Source organism: Kitasatospora sp. NPDC048298, assembly GCF_043201465.1.
GTDB lineage: Bacteria > Actinomycetota > Actinomycetes > Streptomycetales > Streptomycetaceae > Kitasatospora.
Genome location: NZ_JBICYZ010000095.1, coordinates 17460 through 32221, shown reverse-complemented (window position 1 = coordinate 32221; position 14762 = coordinate 17460). Strand labels below are relative to the sequence as shown.

At 76.1% G+C, this 14762-nt stretch carries 11 protein-coding genes; 5 read left to right on the top strand and 6 right to left on the bottom strand.

All coding sequences use genetic code 11. The annotated features are described in order from the left end of the window. A partial coding sequence (locus ACGF0D_RS40275) for an SGNH/GDSL hydrolase family protein (protein ID WP_392925151.1) occupies positions 1 to 989 on the bottom strand: 989 nt, incomplete at its 3' end. 96 nt (positions 990 to 1085) lie between these two features. Then, positions 1086 to 1664 carry a TetR/AcrR family transcriptional regulator gene (locus ACGF0D_RS40270; protein WP_392925149.1) on the bottom strand — a complete coding sequence of 193 codons (579 nt, stop codon included), beginning with the start codon at positions 1662 to 1664 and terminating at the stop codon, positions 1086 to 1088. A gap of 237 nt (positions 1665 to 1901) precedes the next feature. On the opposite strand from ACGF0D_RS40270, the gene ACGF0D_RS40265 reads away from it, so the two are divergent. Beyond that, on the top strand, positions 1902 to 2396 hold the full coding sequence (locus tag ACGF0D_RS40265; RefSeq protein ID WP_392925147.1) for a DUF1772 domain-containing protein: 495 nt from the start codon (positions 1902 to 1904) through the stop codon (positions 2394 to 2396). Positions 2397 to 2421: 25 nt separating this feature from the next. Here ACGF0D_RS40265 and ACGF0D_RS40260 read toward each other — a convergent pair whose 3' ends face one another. Continuing rightward, positions 2422 to 3117: a polysaccharide deacetylase family protein gene (locus ACGF0D_RS40260; RefSeq protein WP_392925145.1), complete on the bottom strand. Its 696-nt coding sequence runs from the start codon at positions 3115 to 3117 to the stop codon at positions 2422 to 2424. 268 nt (positions 3118 to 3385) lie between these two features. On the opposite strand from ACGF0D_RS40260, the gene ACGF0D_RS40255 reads away from it, so the two are divergent. The 4 genes from ACGF0D_RS40255 (at position 3386) to ACGF0D_RS40240 (ending at position 8016) form a co-directional block, all read left to right on the top strand. Then, positions 3386 to 4759: a hypothetical protein gene (locus tag ACGF0D_RS40255; protein WP_392925143.1), complete on the top strand. Its 1374-nt coding sequence runs from the start codon at positions 3386 to 3388 to the stop codon at positions 4757 to 4759. Positions 4760 to 4887: 128 nt separating this feature from the next. Next, a complete protein-coding gene (locus ACGF0D_RS40250) occupies positions 4888 to 6111 on the top strand; it encodes an AAA family ATPase (RefSeq protein WP_392925141.1) in 1224 nt (407 codons plus the stop codon). Between the two features lie 89 nt (positions 6112 to 6200). Continuing rightward, a complete protein-coding gene (locus tag ACGF0D_RS40245) occupies positions 6201 to 7451 on the top strand; it encodes a VWA-like domain-containing protein (protein WP_392925139.1) in 1251 nt (416 codons plus the stop codon). Positions 7452 to 7488: 37 nt separating this feature from the next. Continuing rightward, complete coding sequence (locus tag ACGF0D_RS40240; protein ID WP_392925137.1) at positions 7489 to 8016, top strand: hypothetical protein; 528 nt, start codon at positions 7489 to 7491, stop codon at positions 8014 to 8016. A gap of 130 nt (positions 8017 to 8146) precedes the next feature. On the opposite strand, the gene ACGF0D_RS40235 is transcribed toward ACGF0D_RS40240, so the two are convergent. The 3 genes from ACGF0D_RS40235 to ACGF0D_RS40225 form a co-directional block, all read right to left on the bottom strand. Continuing rightward, complete coding sequence (locus ACGF0D_RS40235; RefSeq protein ID WP_392925135.1) at positions 8147 to 10984, bottom strand: condensation domain-containing protein; 2838 nt, start codon at positions 10982 to 10984, stop codon at positions 8147 to 8149. Beyond that, positions 10981 to 12828 (bottom strand): non-ribosomal peptide synthetase, encoded by a 1848-nt coding sequence (locus ACGF0D_RS40230; RefSeq protein ID WP_392925133.1) that lies wholly within the window; start codon positions 12826 to 12828, stop codon positions 10981 to 10983. Before ACGF0D_RS40230 ends, ACGF0D_RS40235 begins: the two co-directional genes overlap by 4 nt. A gap of 70 nt (positions 12829 to 12898) precedes the next feature. Beyond that, positions 12899 to 14728, bottom strand: coding sequence for an AMP-binding protein (locus ACGF0D_RS40225; protein ID WP_392925131.1), 1830 nt, complete (start codon positions 14726 to 14728; stop codon positions 12899 to 12901). Positions 14729 to 14762: the final 34 nt, after the last annotated feature.

Here is a 14762-nt window from a genome sequence, read left to right as displayed (position 1 = left end):
TCGGCTCTGCGGTCGGCGACGATACGAGCCAGTTCGGCACGGATGACGGTGAGGGTCAGCCGACCCGCCGCGACATCGGCGGGGTCGCCCGTGGCGCGGAAGCGCAGGGTGCCGCCGCTGAAGTCGGGGGCGAGCGGGCCCGGCACCGTCTCATGAAGCGGACACAGCAGCGGGGAGACGACCAGCAGCGGTGTGGTCGGGTGGCCGTCCCGGATGGTGTCCAGGAAGCCGTGGACGGCCGGGGTGAAGGCACGCAGCCGCATCACGTCGGCGTTCACCACGTTGATGCCGAGTTTGAGGCTGATCAGATCCGCCGGGGTGTCACGGATGGCACGCGCGGTGAACGGGTCGAGCAGCGCGCCGCCGCCGAAGCCCAGGTTGACGAGATCCAGACCCGCGCCGTTGGCCACCAGGGCAGGCCACGTACCCGTCGGATGCTCGGCGTTGGAGCCATGGCTGATCGAACTGCCGTGGTGCACCCAGCGCTTGCGGGTGCCGGCCGGGAGCGGCTCGATCGGGGCATCGGTTTCCAGGGCGATCAGCTCGGTGGTCTCCGTGTGCGGAAGCCAGATCTCGACGGTCTTCTCCCGCCCCGGCAGGCCGGTGAACCGGGCGCTGCCCGGCGGCCCTTCGGTCAGTTCGACGCGGCCGGTGGCGAGGTCGACGGTGCGCACGTTCCCTCCGGGGACACCGGCCTGCGCGGCCAGTCGGCCGTCCACCAGCAGGTCGTAGACGCCGTCCGGGACGTCCGGGACACCCGGATAGGCCCGCTTGGTGGGGACGGCGTGCAGGGTGACGGCGGTGGCACGGGTTCGGAAGGCCAACCGGACACCGGAGGGCTGCGACTCGGCCATCGCGAGCTGCTCGTCCGGAATCCGCCGACGGGCACCGGCGGGCAGGCGGTGCGGCAACAGACCGCGGCGGGTGTGTTCGACATCGAGGTGGCCGTGGAGGAGGCCCTCGGTGACGGGGGTGGTGATCGTCGTCATGGTGCCACTCTCCGGTTCGTCCAGGCATACAGGTCGCGCAAGTTCCTTGGGACATACGGCCGGTGCGGGCGCACCCCGGGCCGCACGAGGAACGGATCAGCCGGCCGCACGGGCTCCGCCCGCGCGCAGCAGGGCGTCGAGGGAGTCGATGATCCACTCCCAGGACTGCCGAGGGTCGACGGGGGTGTGACTGAACCCGCCGGCCGCCTCCAGGCTGATGTAGCCGTGGAAGACGCTGCCGAGCGTCCGTACCGCGTGGGTCTGCTCCGGCTCGCCCAGGTCGTAGCCGCGCAGGACCGCCCTCGCCATCTGGGCGTGCCGGACACCCGCGCTGCCGGCGGCCGTCTCGGGGTCCAGACGTAGGCGGGTGGCGTCGTAGCGGCCGGGATGGCGCGCCGCGTAGTCACGGTAGGCGTCCGCGAAGGCGGCGAGGGCGTCGCGGCCCGCCCGGCCGGCGAGGGCCTCGGCGACGAGGTCGGCGAGTTCCTCCAGGGCGTACAGGGCGATCCGGGTCCTGAGGTCCTGGGAGCTCTTGACGTGGGAGTAGAGGCTGGCGGTCCGGACGCCGACGCCGCGGGCGACTGCGGCGACGGTCACCTGGTCGAAGCCGACCCGGTCGGCGAGTTCGGCGCCCGCGACGACCAGGCGGTCGACGGTCAGTCCTGCCCTGGCCATGTGCGTCCTCCCGTACCGTCACGTCATCGTTCTACGGACAGTATCGGATTACCTAAACACTTTAGGCAAACGGGGAAATGGCGAAGGTGCGAAGGGCCCGATCGACCCACCAGGAGCGATTGAGGTGGCTCGGCGCCGCCCTGATGCCGGATGATCGGCGCCTGGGATACGGGCCGAGAGACGGCGCCCGCGGCACGGCGACACCGACAGCGACAGCGAGAAGAGGGGCTCACGACGATGGAAACGGCGCGCACGCTCGTCCTGGTGGCGGCCACCGTCACCTGCGGACTGACCGCAGGACTGTTCTACGGCTACTCGTGCTCGGTCATGCCCGCGCTCGCGCGGGTCGACGACCGGACGTTCATCGAGGTCATGCAGCGCGTCAACAAGGCGATCCTGAACGGCTGGTTCGCCCTCGCCTTCGTCGGCGCCCTGCTCGCCACCGCGGCCGCGGTGGCCCTGCACCTGCCCTCGGACGGGCACGACGCACTGCCCGCGACCGTCGCCGCGCTGGTGCTGTACGTCGCGGTGATCGGCGTCACCCGCTCGGTCAACATCCCGCTGAACGACGAGCTCGAGGCCGCCGGGCCGGTCCAGCGGATCGCCGACCCGGCCGCGGTGCGCAGCCGCTTCGAGGCGCGCTGGATGCGCTTCAACGTGCTGCGCGCGCTGTTGTCGACCGGCGCCCTGGCCTGCCTCGCCTGGGCGCTCGTGCTCAACGGCCGGAGCTGACCGGGCTCACTGCCGCCCGCCGGGCTCAGCCGCAGAGGGTGGCGAAGCCGTACCCGCGCGCCTTGAGCGTGGAGATGATCTCCGGCAGGGCGGCCACCGTCTGGCTGCGGTCGCCGCCGCCGTCGTGCAGCAGGATCACCGAGCCGGGGCGGACGTTGCTCAGCACCCGCGACCTGATCGCGGCCGTGCCGGGGCGGGACCAGTCCGCCGGGTCCACCGACCAGAGCACGACCTGCTTGCCGAGCGCCGAGGCCTTCGAGCGCACCGTGCTGTTGACCGCGCCGTACGGCGGGCGCAGGCAGCTCGGGGTGCGGCCGGTCTGTGCCCGGATGGCCTTGTCGGTGTTGGCCACCTGGGCGTTGAGCGCGGCGGCGGAGAGCTTGCGCAGGTCCGGGTGCGACCAGGAGTGGTTCTGCACGCTGTGGCCCTGCCTGGCGACCTGCGCGGTCACCGAGGGGTGGGCGGCGACGTTCTGCCCGATCTCGAAGAAGGTCGCGCGCACCCCGTACCGGGCGAGCGTCGCCAGGACCTTGGGCGTGTACGCCGGGCTGGGGCCGTCGTCGAAGGTCAGGTAGACCACCTTGCCGCCCTTGGCGCCGGCCGCCTCCGCGTCCGCGACGGGCAGGGCCACCGCGGCTCCCGCCGCCAGGGCGACGACGAGGGCGCCGATCGCGGTCCGGAACCTGCCGACTGCCTTGCGCCTGCCGGGTCGTACGGACATGCCTGCCCCCTGGGGTCGGAACTCCCGTGCCTCGGCCAGTCTGCTCCCGGCGGGCCGTCCGCCGCGAGCCCTCGTCGGTCGCCGGCGAACGGAATCGGCCAGTCGTACGGCGGGGGCCGGGGGCACGCCCCGCCGGACCGGGGTCGCGGAACCATCCGGCGAATCGGAACGGTGTGGCGAACAACGGTACGGGGAGGCTATGCTCCCCCGCGATGACCACTCACGCTGCACACAGAATGGGGGTCCCGTCCGCGAAGAGTGAGTGCTGATGCCCACTCACCCCGCGCACGGGAACGACTCCCGCCTCTCCTTCTGGCGGCGCGTACGCGAGTACGCCGTGCCGCCCTCCATGATCGAAACCGCCACCGCCCGCCGCCTGGTCGGCGACTGGGCCGGGGCCTGCGCCGCCGCCAACGTCGAGGTCGACTTCCGCCTGCGGGACGTCGCCCGCGTCCACGGGCGGGAGCTCGCCGACCGAATACGGGCCGATCTCCGCTGCCTGGCACCGGATTTGCTGCGCTGGCACCTGCCGAGGTCCGCTCCCGACGGGCTGCTGCGGCCCGGGCTCACCGTGCCGCTGGCCCGCTACCCCGGCGAGCCGCCGGTCTTCCTCGTGGTTCGCACGCCGCCCGCCTGGGCGGAGTACGGGCAGCGGGTCAGCCTGGCGCTCTGGGACGGGCTCGGTGACGACGGCCGGTCGCCGCACCCGCGTCCGCGTCCCGGCCGACGGTTCCGCTACGACCTGCACCGGCACCTCTGGGACGCCGGGCGCAGCGCGGAGCTGGCCGCCCGGGCCGGAACCGGGGATCCACCAACCAACGGGCCCGCTACGGAACTTGTCGATCCGTCCCGACGCTGGGCCGCCGACCGCTGGGCGGCCGAGGCCGAGTTGCTGCTGCGCGCGGACGGGCTGCCGCCCGGGCCCGTGGTGGTGCGGCTCGGACGTCGTCGGCGGCTGCTGCTCGGACCGGACGGGTCGACGGCGGAGGCCCTCGGCAACGTCTCGGGGCTGCCGCTGCTGCCCGATTCCGCGACCTGGGTGCCGCCCGACCTCGACCTGCTCCGCAGCGGGGCGATCGAGGCCGAGCGGCTGCACCCCCTGGTGGCGGCCGCGCTGGCGCCCGGGCAGGCACCCCTGGCGCGGGCGGCGACAGGGCCCGAGCCCCACCGGCTGGTGGACTGCCGAGGGGCGCGGCACCGGATCGGGCTGGTCGACGGGGCGCTCGTCCCGCTCGACCACGAGCCGGCCGAGCTGCGCCGCGAGGAGCTGCTGGCCGCCCTGTCCGGCACCCCGCTGCCCTGTCTGCGGGCGATCGACCTCACGCACCGCCGGCCTGCCCAACTGACCGGTGTGCGTGAGCGGTTGGACCACGGCGACACCGCCGGGGCGCTGGCCGTGGTCGAGGCCCTGCTCGGACCGGAGGCGGTGCTGCGCGACGGACCGCTGCGTGACGAGCTGGCGGCGGCGGCCGAGCGGCGAATCGCCTACGGCCTCTACCGGGCGGGTCTGACCGGGGCCGCTGTCCTCAACTACCCGTTGCCACGCGTGCGCCACAGCACGCGCCCGGGCAGCCCGGCCTTCCGCCCACGCCCTCGCCACGCCTCGTTCCGGGCCCGCCCGCGTCTGGCCTCGGTCCGCTGAAGCCGACGACGCCGACACCGAACACCAACACCGAACACCGGTACCGACGCTGACGCCGAAGCCGAAGCCGACGCTGACCGCCGGGATCCGAACACCCTTCCGCATCAGACACCTTGAGGTGATCACCCATGCCCGTCCGCACTCCCGAAGCCGCCCGCCTCGACGTCGCCCGGCAGCTGCTCGACCTGCTGGCCGACACCACCACCGAACCGCGCGCCGACACCCAGCTGGAGGCGCTCACCCTGGCCGTAGCCGCCGACCTGCCCGTGCTGCTCTGGGGCGAGCCCGGCATCGGCAAGACCGCCGCGCTCAACCAGCTCGCCGAGGCCCTGGAACTGCCGCTGACCACGGTGATCGCCAGCGTCCACGAGCCCTCCGACTTCTCCGGCCTGCCCATCGTCGGCGACGACCCGGCGCAGCAGGGCGTCCCGATGGCCCCGCCGGACTGGGCGGTCAGGCTGGTGCGGGCCGGGCACGGGCTGCTGTTCCTGGACGAGCTGTCCACCGCGCCGCCCGCCGTCCAGGCCGCACTGCTCCGGCTGGTCCTGGAGCGGCGCATCGGCACGCTCAAACTCCCGCCCGGCGTACGGATCGTGGCCGCCGCCAACCCGCGCTCCTCGGCGGCCGACGGCTGGGAGCTGAGTCCGCCGCTGGCCAACCGCTTCGTCCACCTCCAGTGGGCGCACGACCACGAGGTGGTGGTGCGCGGCCTCGGCGGCGTCTGGCCGGTGGCCACCCTGCCCCGGCTCGACCCGCAGGCGCTGCCGGCCGCCGTCGCACTGGCCCGGCGCGCGGTGTGCGGGCTGCTGGCGGCCCGCCCCGAGCTGGTGCACCGGCTGCCCACCACCGAGACCCGGCGCGGCGGCGCCTGGCCTTCCCCGCGCAGCTGGGACATGACGCTGCGGCTGATCGCCTTCGCGACCGCGGCCGGGTCCTCCCGGGAGGTGCTGTCGCTGCTGGTGCGCGGCGCCGTCGGGGACGGCCCGGGGCTGGAGCTGATGGCGTACACGGACCGGATGGACCTGCCGGATCCGGAGGACCTGCTCGCCGACCCGGCCGGCGCGGTGCTGCCCGAACGCGGGGACCTGCGCCAGGCGGTGCTGGACGGGGTGGTCGCGGCGGTCCGCAACCGGCCGGACCGGGCGCGCTGGGACGCGGCCTGGGCGCTGCTGGTCCGGGCCCTGGAGACGGGCGCGCCGGACCTGCTGGTCGTCCCGGCGACCACGCTGGCCTCGCTGCGCCGGGAGGACTGGGACGTGCCGGCGGCGATCGAGCGGCTCACCCCGGCGCTCGCGGTCTCCCGCCGGGCCGACCTCGTCGGCATCGGGCAGGCGCGGGCGGCGGGGCGATGAGCGGCACGGCAGGCGGCGGGGCGATGAGCCGCACGGCGAGCGGCGGACCGACGAGCCGCACGGCGGGCGGCGGGGCGATGAGCGCTGCGATGACAAGCCCCGGCGGCACCGCGAACGCGCCATCCCCGCCGCTGGACCTGGAGAAGCTGTACGCCGCCCGGCTGTACGCCGCCCGGGTCCGCCCCTACCTGGCGACGGCCCTGTTCGCCCTCCACCTGGTGGAGTCCCGGCAGGTGCCGACCATGGCCGTGGACCGGTACTGGCGCTGCTACGCCTCGCCGGCCTTCGTCGCCCGCACCCCGGTGGACCAGCTGGCCGGCGTCTGGGTGCACGAGGTCTCGCACCTGCTGCGCGACCACCACGGGCGCGGCGACCGGCTCGCCCGGGAACTCAATCTGGAGGGCCCGGCCGCCCGGCTGCGGATGAACATCGCCGCCGACTGCGAGATCAACGACGACGTGTACGGCGAGGGTCTGACCGGCCCGGCCGGCGTCATCAGGGCGGAGATGCTCCAGCTGCCGGAGGGGCTGCTCATGGAGGAGTACGTACGCCGGTACCGCTCCCACCCGGGCCACCTGGAGGCGGCCTGGCTGGAGTGCGGCAGCGGCGCCGACGGCCTGGACCGCCCGTGGGACCTCGGCCCCGACGGCGGTCACGGGCTCACCGCCCAGGAGCGCGACGCGGTGCGCTTCCGGGTCGCCGAGGGCATCCGGGGCCGCCCCGGCACCGCCCCGGCGGGCTGGAAGCGCTGGGCCGAGGAGGCGTTCCACCCGCCGCAGCCGTGGCGGCAGCTGCTGGGCGCGGCGGTGCGCTCGGCGGTGTCCGGCGCGGGAGCGGGCGAGGACTACAGCTACGGCCGCCCCGCCCGCCGCTCGGCCGGGGTGCCGGGCGTGCTGCTGCCGAGCCTGCGGCGGCGCCCGCCCCGGGTCTCGGTGATCATCGACACCTCCGGCTCGGTCTCGGACGACGAACTGGGCAGCGCGCTGCTGGAGGTCGCGGCGATCGGCCGGGCCGTCGGCGGCCGCCGCGACCAGGTCACCGTCGTCCCCTGCGACGCGGCCGCCCAGGCCGTCCACCAACTCTGCCGGGCCGAGGGCATCCCGCTGATCGGCGGGGGCGGCACCGACCTGCGTACCGGCTTCGACGCCGCCCTGCGCGGTCATCCCCGCCCGGACGTGGTGGTGGTCCTGACCGACGGCCAGACCCCGTGGCCCTCCGCCGCCCCGGCCTGCCGCGCGGTGGTCGGGCTCTTCCCGAGGCCGATCCGGTACAACGAGAACCGGGCCGAGTACCGGCCGAGCGCCCCACCGCAGTGGGCGCGGGTGGTGACCATCGGCTGAGCGGGCGTCCGGTCGCGGCCGTGCGAGGATCGGGCAGGTGACGGACACGGGCCCCCTGGCCAGGGCGGCGACGGAAGGGGACAGCTCGGTGACGCGGACGGCGGTGGCCGGCGCGGAAGGCTTCGAGCCGGACGAGCACGTACGGTTCGCGCGGTACCGCAGGGCCTTCGCGGAGGTGGCGCCCGAGGACGCGGCCGGCCTCGCGGCCCGGGTGCTGACCGACCCGGAGCTCTCGATGGCGAGCTGCGCGGTCTGCGAGTACCTGGACCGGCGGGCGGCGGAGCTGCTGACGGAACCGGGCTTCCCGGCCTGGCACCGGGAGTTGGCCGACGCCACGACGGCCGACCCCTTCGCCGGCCGGCGCCTGCGGGACTGGGCGCTGCTGCGGGCGATCACCCTGGACGAGCCGTGGGAGGAGGAGCAGCTGTCCGAGGCGGACACCTGGCTCCAGGCGCGCCTCGCCGAGGAGTCCTCGGCAAGGCGCGTGCTGGACCTCCTCGCCGAGCGCGGCCGCACCCGGCGCACCCGCAACATCGCGGCCTCCCGCCTGCGGCGCCGCCGGTAGCGGGCGTTGCCGCTGGAGTGACCAACCGCGGGCGGAAGGACCGGCCGCGGCCGGAGTGACCAACCGCGGCCGGAGGAGCCACCCGCCGGCGGAGGGACCGGCCGCCGGCCCCTCCGCCCGCGGCGGGCGCTCAGCGGACCATGGCCGCCACAACGTCGCGCCAGTCCTCGCCGGGTTCGGGGGCGAGGGGGCCGGCCAGGGTGTCCGCTCGGTAGTGCCAGGGGCGGTGGAGTTCCTCCTCGGCGTCGGGGGTGGCGGCGACGGGGCTGTCGGAGCCGAGCAGGCGGACCAGTTCGGTGGTGAAGTCGGCCCAGGAGACGTGTCCGCTCACCGCGTTGACGACCCGGCCGGCGGCGGGGTGGTCCGGGGTGAGGCAGGCGGTGAGGGCGCGGGCCAGGGCGGCGGAGTGCACCCAGGAGGCGCCGTACCACGCGTCGGCGGGCGGCACCGCGATCGGCAGGCCGGCCAGGGCGGCCTGGTAGAGCGGGCCGGTGGCGCCCCAGCGGAGCTGGTCGCGCAGGCGGTGGTGCGGGCCCCAGACGATCGGCGCGCGGACGGCGGTGGCCTGGCCGCGGCCGGTGGCGGCGGCCTCGAAGAGGATCCGCTCGCAGTCCAGCTTGGCCTGCCCGTACGGGGTGACGGGAGCGCCGCTCGGGCCGCCCTCGGCGACTTCGGTGCCCGCCGGGCGGCCGTACGCGTCGATACTGCTGACGAAGACGAACGGGCCGCCCCGCCAGCCGTCCACCAGGGCGCGCATCGCGGCGAGGTCGGTGGCGTGGTCGGTGAAGGTGCAGGCGGAGTGGATGACGGCGTCCACGCCCTCGACGGCCCGGCGCAGGCTGTCGAGGTCCCCGAGGTCGCCCTCCGCCACCTCGGCGCCGTTCAGTGCGGGCAGGTGCGCGGACTCGGGCCGGACCAGCACCCGGACCGGCCGGCCCTGGGCCATCAGTTCCTGGAGCACGGCCGCGCCGACCCCGCCGGTGGCGCCGGTGAGCAGGACGGTGCCGGTGCGGGCGCCGGTGGTCCGCGGGCGGGCGCCGGCCCGGGCGAGGGCGGCGCTGCGCTCGTCGGCGCGGGTGGCGAGCAGGGCGGCGAGGGCGCGCGGGGTGCGCTGTTCCAGGATGTCGAGGCCGGTGAGCGGCAGCCCGGTGCGGGTGCGCAGGCGTTCGGCGAGCTGGACGGCGACCAGGGAGTGGCCGCCGAGGGCGAAGAAGTCGCCGTCGGCGGGCGCGGTGGTGCCGAGGAGTTCACCGAACTCCTGCCGTACGACGTCCAGCGGGCCTTCCTGCGGCGGAGCCTGGTCGGACGGCGGAGCCGGGCGGTCGGACAGCGGCGCGGCGCCGGGCAGCCGGTCGCGGTCGGGGGTGCCGTCGGGGTGGCGGGGCAACCGGTCCACCAGGGTGACGGCGAGCGGCAGTTCGCCGGCCGGGAGGCGCCCGCGCAGGCCGGCCCGCAGGTCGGTCCCGCTCGGGACGACCGGACCGCGCACCACCGCGTAGGCGAGCGGCGGGCCGCCGGGGTTGTCGACCACGGCCGCCTCGACCACCGCGGGGTGGGCCGACAGGGCTTCCACGACCGGGTGTTCGGCGATCGTCAACCGCTCTCCGGGCAGGTCGGACAGCCGCCGCCGCGGGTCGCCGACCACGGCGGTGAGCAGCGCCGCGAAGGCGTCGAGCAGCCGGGCGGCGGTGTCCTGGTCCAGCGCGTCCCCGTCGTGCTGCAGCAGGCAGCGCGGCTCCGGGCCGTCCTCCACCAGCAGGGTGAGGCCGAACTTGGCCAGCCCCAGGTCGAGTTCAACGTTCTCGGTGTCGAGGCCGGGCAGCACCAGCGGGTCGACGTTCTGGACGAGGTCGCAGCTGACCGAGAGCAGCGGGGTGCCGTCCGCGCCGCGCGCGGCCGCGCCGAGCCGCTCGACCACCAGGTCGAGGGGCACCTCGTGGTGCTGCTGCGCGTCGAGCAGGGCGGTGCGGACCAGGCCGAGCAGTTCGGCGAAGGTCGGGTCCCCGGACGGATCCGCCCGCACGGCGAGGGTGTTGACCGCGAGTCCGACGGTCCGGCGGAACTCGGGCCGCGCGCGGTGGCCGCTGGCGCAGCCGAGGACGAGGTCGTCCTGCCCGGAGGCGATGTGCAGTGCGGCGAACGCGGCGGCCAGCACGACGGTGAACAGCGTGGCGCCGTGCCGTGCGCCGAGGACGCGCAGCTCCTCCAGCACCGCCGGCTCCAGCGGGGCGGTGTGCAGCACGGCGCGGCGCTCGCGGGCGCCGGGCGGGACGGGCCGCAGCAGCGACAGGGGGCGCGCCCCGGCGAGCCCGGCCGCGAGGGTGTCGGCGGCGGCCGTCAACTCGGCGTCCCGGGCGCGCTCCTGGCGGGCGTAGTCGGCGTACGACGGGGCCGGGGCCGCAAGCCGGTCCGGCACGCCGTCGCGCGCGGCGCGGTACAGCTCGGCGAGGTCCTCCGCGACGAACCGCAACGCGCCACCGTCGATGGCGATGTGATGGATCGTCAGCACGAGCGTGTGGTCCTCGGGCCCGTGCCGCAGGAGCGCGGCGCGCAGCACGGGCCCGGTGGCGAGGTCGAACGGCCGGGCGGCCTCGGCGGCGAGCTGCTCCGGTCCGGTGGCGTCCAGCACCGGCAGCGGCACCGGGGTGACCGGGTCGACCTGCTGGTACGGCTGGTCGCCCCGGCGCGGGTAGCGGGTGCGCAGGACGGCGTGCCGCTCGGTCAGGCCGGTGAGCGCGGTGGCGAGGGCCGCCCGGTCGAGCGGGCCGCGCAGCCGGGTGGCGACCGGCACGTTGTAGAGGGCGCCGCCCTGGCCGAGGTGGTCCATCAGCCACATCCGCTGCTGGGCGTGCGAGAGGGGGGCCTGGTCACCGTCCGCGACGGGGCGGGCGGGCGCGGCGGCGGGTGTGGCGGCGGCGCGGCGGCCGCGGGCGCGGCGCAGCAGGTCGGTCTGATCGACGGTGCTCATCGGTCGGCTCCCGGGGTGTCGTCGGCGGCGAGCAGGGCGCGTTCCAGCAGCTCGGCCTGGGCGGCGACGGTCGGATGGGCGAGGAAGTCGGCGAGCGACAGCTCGACCCCGAGGTCCTCGCGCAGGTCGTCCACCACCCACATGGCGAGCAGCGAGTGCCCGCCCTCGGCGAGGAAGTCGGCGGCCGGGTCGGTGATCGGGCGTTCCAGGGCCCGGCTCCACGCCTCGGCGACGACCTGCTGGATCGGGCCGAGTTCGGCCTCGGCGGACGGCTGCGCCTCGGCCGGACCGTCGGCGGCCAGCGCCCGCCGGTCCACCTTTCCGCTGCCGGTCAGCGGCAGCGCGGCGAGTACGGTCCAGGCGGTGGGCACCAGGTGGGCGGGCAGCTGCTCGGCAAGGCGGGCGCGCAGCGTCTCGACGGCCGGGCGGGCGCCCTCGGCGAGCACCAGGCAGGCGGTGAGCGCGGCGTCGGCCTGCCCGGGCCGGCGGACCACGACGGCCGCCTCGGCGACCTCGGGCAGCTGGAGCAGCGCGTGCTCGACCTCGCCGGGTTCGATCCGGAAGCCGCGCACCTTGACCTGGTCGTCGGTGCGCCCGTGGTACTCCAGGGAGCCGTCCGGCAGTCGGCGGACCCGGTCGCCGCTGCGGTAGGCGCGTCCGACGCCCGGCAGTTCGCGGAAGCGCTCGGCGGTCAGCTCCGGCCGGTCGAGGTAGCCGAGGGCCAGCCGGTCGCCGGCGATCCACAGCTCGCCGACGGCGCCCGGCGCCACCGGCACGAGCTGCTCGTCCAGGACGTGGGCGCGGGCGCCGCCGAAGGTCCGGCCGATCGGGACGGAGCCGGCGCAGTCGGCGCGGGTGATCCAGTGCAGGGTGGTGAAGGTGGTGGCCTCGGTCGGCCCGTACCCGTTGACCAGTTCGAGCCAGGGGAAGGCCCGCAGTACGGCGCCCGCGTGCTCGGCGGAGATCGCCTCGCCGCCGACGACGACGGTGCGCAGCACGCCGAAGACCCGGGACCGCCGGGCGGCCAGGTGGTGGAAGAGCGCGGTGGTGAGGAAGACGGCGGTGACGCCGAAGCGCTCGACGTCGCGGACGAGGTCCTCGGCGCTGGGCCGCTCGGTCGGGGAGACGGCCACGGCGGCGCCGCGGGCGAGCGGGGTCCACAGTTCGAAGGTGGCGGCGTCGAAGGAGACGGTGGAGTGGAGGAGCATCCGGTCGCGCGGGCCGAGGGCGACGGTGTCCTCGGCGGTGACCAGGTCGGTGACGGCGCCGTGCGGGACGAGGACGCCCTTGGGGCGGCCGGTGGAGCCGGAGGTGTAGTAGAGCAGGGCGGACGCGGCCGGGTCGGCGGCGTCGGGTGCCGTGCCGTCGGTGGCCTCGGTGCCGCGCTCGGTCAGCACGAGGGTGCGCTCCTCGGGGAGCCCGGCCTCGGCGAGCAGGGCCTTGTCTCCGAGGACGAGCCGGACGTCCGCGTCGGCGGTCATCTCGGCGATCCGGGGGCGCGGGTAGGAGGGGTCGATCGGGACGACGAGCGCGCCGGCCCGCCAGACGGCGAGCTGGGCGACGACGAGCCGGGTCGAGTGGGCGCACAGCAGGCCGACGGCGCTGCCGGGGCCGATCCCCCGGGCGGCCAGGACGGCGGCCAACCGGCCTGCGGCGTCGACGAGTTCGCGGTAGGTCAGGACGGTGGAGCCGTCGGTCACGGCGAGCGCGTCGGGCCGGAGTCCGGCCTGCCGGGCGATCAGTGCGGGCACGGGCAGCGCGGGCAGGGTCGCGGCGCTCAGGCCGGACGGGTTCGCGGGGGCCGAGGCGGGCGAGGTAGCGGCGGGCGAGGTCGCGGTGGTCATGGTGGTGGTTCCCTTCCGGGCGCCCCGGCCGGGTGGGCCGGGGCGCCGCGCTGAGGAGGTTCGGGCGGGGTCAGGCGGTGGTCGTCAGCTCGGCCACCCGCTCCTCGACCAGTCGGGCGACGGCCCGCAGGTCCGGCTGGCGCAGCACCAGGGGGGCGCGCAGCCGGACGCCGTACTCGTTCTCCAGGGCCTCCAGCAGTCTCGCCGCGGCGAGCGAGTTGCCGCCCGCGGCCAGGAAGTTGTCCTCCGGTCCGAGGTCGCCGCGGCCGATCAGCTCGCGGCAGAGCTTGAGCACGGTGCGCTCGACCGGGGTGCTCCCCTCCTCGCTCGGGGCCGTCTCGTCCTGGCCCGCCGCCGGGGCGTCGGCCAGCAGGGCCTGGCGGTCCACCTTGCCGTTGGCGTCCAGCGGGAAGCGCTCCACCAGCCGGACGGCGGAGGGCACGGCCTGTTCGGGCAGCCACGGGCGGACGGCGTCGAGCAGCGCCGCGGGGTCGGCGCCGTCCTCGGCCTGGACGAAGGCGAGCAGCCGCGCCCCACCGGTCGGCGCCTGCTCGGCGGCGACGACCGCCCGCCGCACCTTCGGGTCGCGTTCGAAGGCGGCCTCGACCTCGGCGGGTTCGATCCGCACGCCGCTGACCTTGACCTGGTCGTCCAGGCGGCCGTGGAACTCCAGCACGCCGTCCGCTCGCATGACCACCCGGTCACCGGTGCGGTAGACCCGGTCGGTGCCGACCACGCCGGCGGGCGCCTCGACGAAACGGCGGGCGGTCAGCTCGGGGTCGAGGTACCCGGCGGCCAGGCCTCGGCCGCCGATCCGCAGCTCGCCGGCCGTGCCGCGCGGCACCGGCCGGCCGTCCTCGTCGGTGACCAGGAGCACGGCGCCGTCGATCGGCAGGCCGATCGGCGGGGCGCCGGCGCCGTGGTCGCCGCCGGGGGCCATGGTGTGCATGGTGGTGGTGACGGTGGCCTCGGCGGGCCCGTAGGCGTTGTGGACGGTCGCGGTGACGTCCGGCCCGGGGGCCAGGCGCAGCCGGTCGCCGCCGATCACCAGGTGGCGCAGCGCCAGGCCGGCGGGCCAGGGCCGGCCGAGGACGGGCTCGGCCAGCGGGGTGGGCAGGATGGACGCGGTGATGCCGGCCTCGCGCCACCAGTCGGTGAGCGCGCCGGTGTCCCAGCGGACCGCCTCGGGGGCGACGACCAGGGCCGCGCCGGAGGTGAGGCCGGCCCACAGCTCCTGCACGTGCGGGTCGAAGGCGACGCCGATCAGCAGGCTGTGCCGCTCCCCGGGGCCGAGGCCGGCCAGCCCGCGGTACCACTGGAGCAGCGCGCCGAGCGCGGGCTCGGTGACGGCGACGGCCTTCGGGGTTCCGGTGGAGCCGGAGGTGAGCACCGCGTAGTGGGTGCCGACCGGGACGCGTACCTGCTCGCCGGGGTTCAGGGCGGCCACCACACCGGGGGTGGGCAGGTCCAGCGCCAGCCGCTCGCCGCCGGGCGGCAGCAGGTCCGGCTCGCCGACCAGGCAGGCCGGGCGGAGCTGCTCGGCGACGGCGCGGAGCCGGCGCTCGCCGGGGCGCGGGCCGAGCGGCAGGTGGACGGCGCCGAGCTTGGCGGCGGCCAGGGTGACGGCGACCAGCGAGACCGAGTGGGCGAGGCAGACGCCGAGCAGGTCGCCCGGGCCGACCCTGCCGCGCAGCGCCTCGGCCACGGTGTCGGCGAGGCGGTCGAGTTCGGCGTAGCTGTGGACCTGCTCGCCGTCGATCAGGGCGGGGGCGTCGGGGGTGCGGTGCACCCAGGTGGTGAACAGGTCGAGCACCGCACCGTCCTGGTGCGGACGGCCGTAGGCGATGCTCAGGCCCTCGGTGCTCGGGGCCTTGGTGGTGTCAAGGTGTTCCATCATCATCTCCAGGAAGGTGGCGAACGTAGGTGACGAACCG